The organism is Aeromonas sp. R1-2 (assembly GCF_040908505.1).
Taxonomy (GTDB): domain Bacteria; phylum Pseudomonadota; class Gammaproteobacteria; order Enterobacterales; family Aeromonadaceae; genus Aeromonas; species Aeromonas veronii.
Window position 1 is genome coordinate 1 of record NZ_JBFODU010000040.1, and the last position, 7,434, is coordinate 7,434.

At 59.9% G+C, this 7,434-nt stretch carries 5 protein-coding genes, 1 tRNA gene and 1 pseudogene; 3 read left to right on the top strand and 4 right to left on the bottom strand.

Annotated features, from left to right (window positions below):
- Both AB5Y76_RS15075 and ilvC read right to left on the bottom strand, forming a co-directional pair.
- A pseudogene (locus AB5Y76_RS15075) lies at nucleotides 1-191 on the bottom strand (IS3 family transposase); the annotation flags it as partial.
- A 197-nt stretch (nucleotides 192-388) separates the two neighbouring features.
- Nucleotides 389-1,870, bottom strand: coding sequence for a ketol-acid reductoisomerase (ilvC, locus tag AB5Y76_RS15080; RefSeq protein ID WP_041210772.1), 1,482 nt, complete (start codon nucleotides 1,868-1,870; stop codon nucleotides 389-391).
- 254 nt (nucleotides 1,871-2,124) lie between these two features.
- On the opposite strand from ilvC, the gene ilvY reads away from it, so the two are divergent.
- A complete protein-coding gene (ilvY, locus tag AB5Y76_RS15085) occupies nucleotides 2,125-3,018 on the top strand; it encodes an HTH-type transcriptional activator IlvY (protein ID WP_263719167.1) in 894 nt (297 codons plus the stop codon).
- Here ilvY and AB5Y76_RS15090 read toward each other — a convergent pair.
- A complete protein-coding gene (locus AB5Y76_RS15090; protein WP_263719166.1) occupies nucleotides 3,007-3,867 on the bottom strand; it encodes a hypothetical protein in 861 nt (286 codons plus the stop codon). The two genes, ilvY and AB5Y76_RS15090, sit on opposite strands and share 12 nt — an antisense overlap.
- A gap of 192 nt (nucleotides 3,868-4,059) precedes the next feature.
- On the opposite strand from AB5Y76_RS15090, the gene AB5Y76_RS15095 reads away from it, so the two are divergent.
- Nucleotides 4,060-4,251, top strand: coding sequence for a hypothetical protein (locus tag AB5Y76_RS15095; RefSeq protein WP_005339486.1), 192 nt, complete (start codon nucleotides 4,060-4,062; stop codon nucleotides 4,249-4,251).
- 73 nt (nucleotides 4,252-4,324) lie between these two features.
- Nucleotides 4,325-6,907 (top strand): bifunctional acetate--CoA ligase family protein/GNAT family N-acetyltransferase, encoded by a 2,583-nt coding sequence (locus tag AB5Y76_RS15100; protein WP_263719165.1) that lies wholly within the window; start codon nucleotides 4,325-4,327, stop codon nucleotides 6,905-6,907.
- 267 nt (nucleotides 6,908-7,174) lie between these two features.
- On the opposite strand, the gene AB5Y76_RS15105 is transcribed toward AB5Y76_RS15100, so the two are convergent.
- A tRNA-Asp gene (locus AB5Y76_RS15105) sits at nucleotides 7,175-7,251 on the bottom strand.
- Nucleotides 7,252-7,434 lie beyond the last annotated feature (183 nt).

Below are 7,434 nucleotides of genomic sequence, written 5' to 3' on the forward strand. Positions count from 1 at the left end.
ACAGAAGCCCCCTGGCTCCAATCTTGCCGACCATGTTTACGCAACCATACCAGAACGGTGGAGCGGCCCTGAATGCCATAACGCACCTGAGCCTGTTTGTAGGTGAGCTCGCCTTTTTCAATCTGCTCGACCAGTGCCAGTTTAAAAGTCAGCGAGTAATCGCGCTGTGTCCGTTTCACACCTTGTCCCATCGGGTTCTCCATTTATTGGGGGGAAAGGTGTAAACCATATTCAGGACGGGACATTCTGAATGCAAAAGCCCCGCTTGATGAGCGGGGCTTTTTTATGACTGTCAGGCTGATTTTTCTGGCTGGCCGATCGGGTGTCCAGTCCGACCAGCGACGGGGATCGTCATCCCCGCCCCTTCATCATCCAGCCCGATGCCGGCTTAACCGCCAACGGCGATGCGTTTCATGTCTTTCATATAACCACGCAGTACCTGGCCGATTTTTTCGATCGGGTGGTTGCGGGTCGCCTCATTTGCAGCCAGCAGCGCCAGGTTGTCGACGCTCTGCCCTTCCGCCTTGCTGGCACCCAGATCGCCCGCTTTCAGGGTCGGCATGAAGTGCTCGCGCAGCAACGGCACTGCAGCGTTGGCGAACAGGTAGTTGCCGTACTCGGCGGTGTCGGAAATAACCACGTTCATCTCGTACAGACGCTTGCGAGCAACGGTGTTGGCGATCAGCGGCAGCTCGTGCAGGGATTCGTAGTAGGCAGACTCCTCGTAGATACCGGAAGCCACCATGGTCTCGAACGCCAGCTCGACACCCGCCTTGACCATGGCCACCATCACCACGCCATTGTCGAAGTACTCCTGCTCGGCAATCTTGCCTGCGAACGCCGGGGCGTTTTCGAAGGCAGACTTGCCGGTCTCTTCGCGCCAACCGAACAGCTTGGCATCGTCTTCGGCCCAGTCGGCCATCATGCCACGGGAGAACTCACCGGCGATAATGTCGTCCATGTGCTTCTCGAACAGCGGGCGCATCAGGGTCTTGAGCTGCTCGGAGAGCTCGAAGGCGCGCAGCTTGGCCGGGTTGGAGAGACGGTCCATCATCAGGCTGATGCCACCCTGTTTCAGGGCTTCGGTAATGGTCTCCCAGCCGAACTGGATCAGCTTGCCGGCGTAGGCCGGATCGGTGCCTTCGGCAACCAGTTTGTCGTAGCAGAGCAGAGAACCGGCCTGCAGCATGCCGCAGAGGATGGTCTGCTCGCCCATCAGATCGGATTTCACTTCCGCCACGAAGGAGGATTCCAGCACCCCGGCACGGTCGCCGCCGGTGGCAGAGGCCCACGCCTTGGCGATGGCCATGCCTTCGCCTTTCGGGTCATTTTCCGGGTGAACGGCGATCAGGGTCGGTACGCCGAAACCGCGCTTGTACTCTTCACGTACCTCGGTGCCCGGGCACTTGGGCGCAACCATCACGACTGTGATGTCGGAGCGGATCTGCTGACCCTCTTCCACCACGTTGAAGCCGTGGGAGTAACCCAGCGCGGCGCCCTGCTTCATCAGCGGCATCACGGTTTTCACTACGTCGGAGTGCTGCTTGTCCGGAGTCAGGTTCAGCACCAGATCGGCGGTCGGGATCAGCTCTTCATAGGTACCGACCGCGAAGCCGTTGTCGGTAGCCTTCTGCCAGGAGGCACGCTTCTCGGTGATGGCGGCCTTGCGCAGGGCGTAGGAAATATCCAGCCCGGAGTCGCGCATGTTCAGACCCTGGTTCAGACCCTGGGCACCACAGCCCACAATCACCACCTTCTTGCCCTTCAACACGTTGCAGCCATCCGCGAACTCTTCGCGCTGCATGAAACGACACTTGCCCAGTTGGGCCAACTGCTGACGCAGGTTCAAGGTGTTGAAATAGTTAGCCATGGTGATTGCTCCGTTCGATTGATTCCATGCCGGATAGCGGCGTTGTCTGAACCACTATAGCGCGGGACACTTATTGCCTGAACTGATATATTCGAAACAGTACGTTGCAATAATTGAAAGATGATTCTTGGCAATTGCGCCCCATGCACGCTCCCCGTTTCGACAATATTGCCGCTGAATTGTGCGGGGATGCGGTTGCCAGAGCCGGACGGTACGACATGAATTTATGCCCTGACTGCAGCAGGAAGTGATCAATGGACCTTCGCAATCTCGAGCTGTTTCTCCACCTCGCCGACTCCCTTCATTTCGGCAAAAGCGCCGATGCCATGGCGGTCAGCCCCTCCACCCTGAGCCGCGCCATCCAACGGCTGGAGCAGGAGACAGGTTGCATCCTGTTCGAGCGGGACAACCGTTCGGTGCGGCTCACCCCCGCCGGTGAGAAGCTGCGCGAATTCGGCGGCGGCCTGTTGCAGGAGTGGCGCCAGCTCAAGCAGGAGCTCAAACGCAGCGATGAACCGCTGCAGGGGCGGCTGCGGGTCTTCTGCTCGGTCACCGCCAGTTACTTTCTGCTGCCCGAGGTGCTGGAGCGCTTTCGCCGCCGCTACCCCCAGCTGGAGATCAAGCTGGAGACCGGCGACCCGGCGCTGGCGGTGGACAAGATCCTGGCCGATGAAGCCGATCTCGCCATCGCCGCCCGTCCCGATGCCCTGCCCGCCAAGCTGGAGTTCGCCAGCCTGCAGCAGGTGCCGCTGGTCTTTATCGCGCCGCGCAACACCCCGCAACTGAATCAGTGGTTCCGTCAGGGGGAACCGGATTGGGAGCAGCTGCCTGTCATCCTCTCCGAGCAGGGGCTGGCCCGCAAACGCAGCGATCAGTGGTTTCGCAACAAGGGGATCGCCCCCAACATCTATGCCGAAGTGGCGGGTAACGAGGGGATTGTCGCCATGGTGGCGCTCGGTTGTGGTGTGGGGCTGGTACCGGCGGCGGTGATCGATCATAGCCCGCTCGGCGACAAGGTGCGGATCATCGACCTCAAACCCGCCTTCAAGCCATTTGATGTGGGGATCGGGGTGCTCAAGAAGCGGCTGGAAGAACCGCTGATCCGCGCCTTCTGGGATACTGCGCAGAATCAGGGCTCACTGCGCTGACACCGGATTATAGATAAGGGCCGGATCGGCCATCATGACGCGACTGGGCTGCGGCAAGTCGGGGTTATGCAGCTCGAGGCGCACCCGCTCATCCAGTTTCAGCCGCCGAATAGTGCTGCCAAATCCCTCTTCAAAGACCCGGTCAAAAGCACCAGACTGCCGCACCCGCAGCAGGCCAAGCTCGATGCGCTGGGCCAGCTCTGGATATTTTGGCGAGACAAAGAAGAGCAGCGCCAGCGGATAGCGAAATACCAGACGGGGCTCGATGGCGAGATCCGGATGCTGCCTTAGTTCATCCTCGACCTCGATGACCGATCGCAGGAAGCAGTCAAAGCGCTTCTTGCGCAGCATGTTGAAGAGCGCCTCATAAAGATTGCCCACCGTCACCTTGAGGCCGTTAGCCCGCAGCAACTGGGTGTCTGGCCAGGATCTGTGCTGACCGATGGAGAGCCCGGCGCGATGCCAGTCCGCCAACGATCCGATCTCGGCAAAACGCCCCTCATCCCCCTGCCGAACCAGACACACCCGCCATCCCAGCAGCCCCTTGGCCAGCGGAATGTGGATTGCCAGCAACTCCCGCTCTCGCTCACCATCGGGGGCAAAAACACCGACCTGAACCAGCTCGCCGCTGCGCAGCTCCTTCACCGCCCGCCCCTGCTCCATCTGCGGGCTGGAAACCAACTGGTAGGGGCCATATTCGGGCACGGTGAGATCGAGAGAGAGGCGCAGCAACTGGACGACAGCGGGGTTGGGATGATCCAGCAGCAGATTCCAGGCGCGGATAGGCTGCTCGGCTGCCGATACGCCAACCGTCCACAGTGCCATGCACCACCACCAGACTCTGATCATCCTGTGCACCATCCGTGCCTCGTGCTCCTCGCCATACTATAACGCCAGCCAGCGCCTCAACGGCGCCCTCTCTGAAAGATGTGTGAGCGCTCTTGTGTCAAATCTCGTGTCAAAAGTGACAATAGGCAAACCCGGCAGGTCATCGCAGACTGGGCGTTCATCAACAAACGCCAAGGCGCAGGGAGGAGAGCCATGAAACAGCATCTGGTAGAGATCAAGGGTTCAACCCTGTTTGACGAGTATCTGCAAAGCATGGGGGTGCCCAGCACGGCGCTGGACCGGGAGCAGGATATCTATCTGCAGGAACGCCACCTGGGAGCCATTCGCCGGGTACAAGGCGAACTGCGCTTTTATTTGCGTGCCAATGCCCTGAACAAACGGTGATCAGGATCCGGTCACAGAACCCGCAGCAAAGGCGTATTAGACTGGTATCTTCCCCCTTTTGTCGGGAGTGCCCATGAAAGCAAGCGGTCTGGATCGGCTGTTCAAACCCCACTCAATCGCCGTGATCGGCGCCTCGACCGACCCGCTCAAGGCGGGTCATGTGATCGTGCGCCACCTGCTGGCGGGCCAGTTCAAAGGGCCCATCCTCCCTGTCACCCCGCGCAACAAGTCCATCGCCGGCGTGCTGGCCTATCCCGATATTGCCAGCCTGCCGCTGACCCCGGATCTCGCCATCATCTGCACCAGACGGGAGCGGGTCTTGCCGCTGCTGGAAGCGCTCGGCCAAAAGGGCGCGGGAGCTGCCATCATACTGGCCGCCGACTTTTCCCCCGAGGAGCGGCTGGAGCTGAAACGGGTCTGCCAGCAATATGGCATTCGCCTGCTCGGCCCCAACAGCATGGGGATGCTGCTGCCCGGCCAGGGGATCAACGCCAGCTTTTCCCCCACTGCCGCCAAGCCGGGGCAGGTCGCCTTTCTGTCGCAATCCGCCGCCGTCAGCACCACCATTCTGGATTGGGCCAAGCAGCATGAACTGGGCTTTTCCGCCTTCATCTCCCTTGGCGATCACTGTGATATCGACTTCGGCCAGCTGCTGGATCAGCTCTCCCGCGACAGCGTCACCCGCGCCATCTTGATCTACATGGACAAGTTGCACGACGCCCGCCACTTTCTCTCGGCGGCGCGGGCAGCCTCACGCAACAAGCCGATCCTGGTGCTGAAAAGCGGGCGCCACGAACCGGCCCATGGTCTCGACAATGTCTACGATGCGGCCATCCGCCGTGCCGGCATGCTGCGGGTACGGGATACCCACGAACTGTTTGCCGCGGTGGAAACACTCAGCCACTCCATGACCCTCAAGGGGGAGCGGCTCGCCATCATCTCCAACGGCCGAGGGCTGGCCAATATGGCGGTGGATGTGCTGCTGGAGCGGGGCGGCAAGCTGGCTCGCCCGCCACTCGATATCGGCAGCGATGCCACCATCAGCACTTATCAGGAGGCGCTGGACAACGTGTTGCAGGAGGATGGCATCGACGCCATCCTGATCATTCACGCCCCTTCGCTCACGGCACCGAGCGCGCCGCTGGCCAGCCATCTAATCGCCCATCTGAAACAGCATCCCAGAGCGCGCCGTTTCAATATCCTCACCAACTGGGCGGGCGAATACTCGGCACAGGAGGGGCGCAAACTCTTTACCGAGGCGGGTTTCCCGACCTACCGCACGCCGGAAAGCGCCATGGCCGCCTTCATGCACATGGTGGAATACCGCCGCAACCAGAAGCAGTTGATGGAAACCCCGGCATCCCTGCATGGCAACCAGCTCAATGTCGAGCTGTGCCAGCAACTGATCCGTCAGGCGCAGGAGCGTAAGCAACTGAGGCTGGATACTCATCTGGTACACCCGATTTTGCAAGCCGCCGGTCTCTCGACCCTGCCAACCTGGATCGTCACCGACGCCATCGAGGCGACCCTCACCGCCGAGCAGATCGGCTATCCAGTGGCGGTAAAACTGCGCTCGCCCGATATCCTGCACAAGTCTGCCGTACACGGGGTGGTGCTCAATCTGCGCACCTCGACCGAAGTGGCGCAAGCTGCAGATGCCATTCTGGACAGGGTCAAACAGCATGATCCGAGCGCCCGTATCGAAGGGCTGCTGGTACAGCGCATGGCTCGCCGCAGCGGCGGCCTCGAACTGCGGGTACGTATCCAGCAAGACGCCATCTTTGGCCCCGTCATTCTGCTGGGGGAATCAGGCGCAGAACCGCAGGAGATGGTGGCTGCCTTGCCACCGCTCAATCAGGCACTGGCTCGTTACCAGATCATAGGAGCCCTCAAGAGCCGCAAGATTCGTGAGCAGGCCACACCGGAACGACTGGATATCGATGCCCTCGGTCAAGTGCTCTGCCAACTATCCGAACTATTGCTCGCCTTTCCTGAGATTCAGGAACTGGACCTGCACCCGCTGCAAGCGTGTGGCGCAGAGATGGTGGTGCTGGATGCCAGCCTCACACTGGCTGACCCCGCCATCCCGACCAGCAACCGACTGGCGATCCGCCCCTATCCTACCGAACTGGAGGAGGGGGCTTGGCTTAAAGATCAGCGCCATATCCTGCTGCGCCCAATCCGGCCGGAAGATGAACCGGCTCACAAGCAGTTCGTGCTGCAAGTCTCTGATGAAGACAGGTACAAACGCTTCTTCGCCGATGTCGGCGAACTGGGTCACGAAGAGCTGGCCCGCATGACCCAGATCGATTACGACCGGGAGATGGCCTTCGTAGCGGTAGGGCAAGATGGCGAGCTGCAGGATCAAATCCTCGGCGTGGTACGCGCTATCTCGACCCCGGACCTGAGCGATGCCGAGTTTGCAATTCTGGTGCGATCGGACTTGAAAGGGGTGGGGCTCGGCAAATTGATGATGGAGAAGATCATCCGTTACGCCAAAGAGCAGGGGATTGGCCAGCTATCCGGCATGACCATGCCCAGCAATCGCGGCATGGTCAACCTCGCCAAACGGCTTGGCTTCAAGATCGATGTCCAGATGGAAGAGGGGGTGGTCAATATGGAGCTGCCCTGTAGTCAGCACGCGACAGAAGCCTGATTTGACCGCCTGTAGACTCGCTCAAATTGTTGTGAATGAAACTGATAAGGCTCTGATATAGCCAGAAAATGGTGGAAATAATCGGCTATCTGGCACTCTTACTTGGCAGGGAAAAGCCAGATATTGGTGGTTTAACACGCTAAAAATACAAATGCCCGGTCGTGAGACTGGGCTTTGTATTGGTTCTGGTGTGCAAATCTGTGGGACTTATGGACAAAAGCGCCCATAACAAAAAGGCCTTCCCAATCGGGAAGGCCTTCAAATTAGTGGCGGAGCGGACGGGACTCGAACCCGCGACCCCCGGCGTGACAGGCCGGTATTCTAACCGACTGAACTACCGCTCCGCATTCGGTTAGCTTTCGCTAAATCTTCTGCTGCTTCTTCTGAGGTGTCATCCTCGCAGCCAGCAGTGGCGTGATTCTTCACATCACCGTTTAATTGGGTGCCTGGCAGTGTCCTACTCTCGCATGGCGAATGCCACACTACCATCGGCGCTACCGCGTTTCACTTCTGAGTTCGGCATGGGA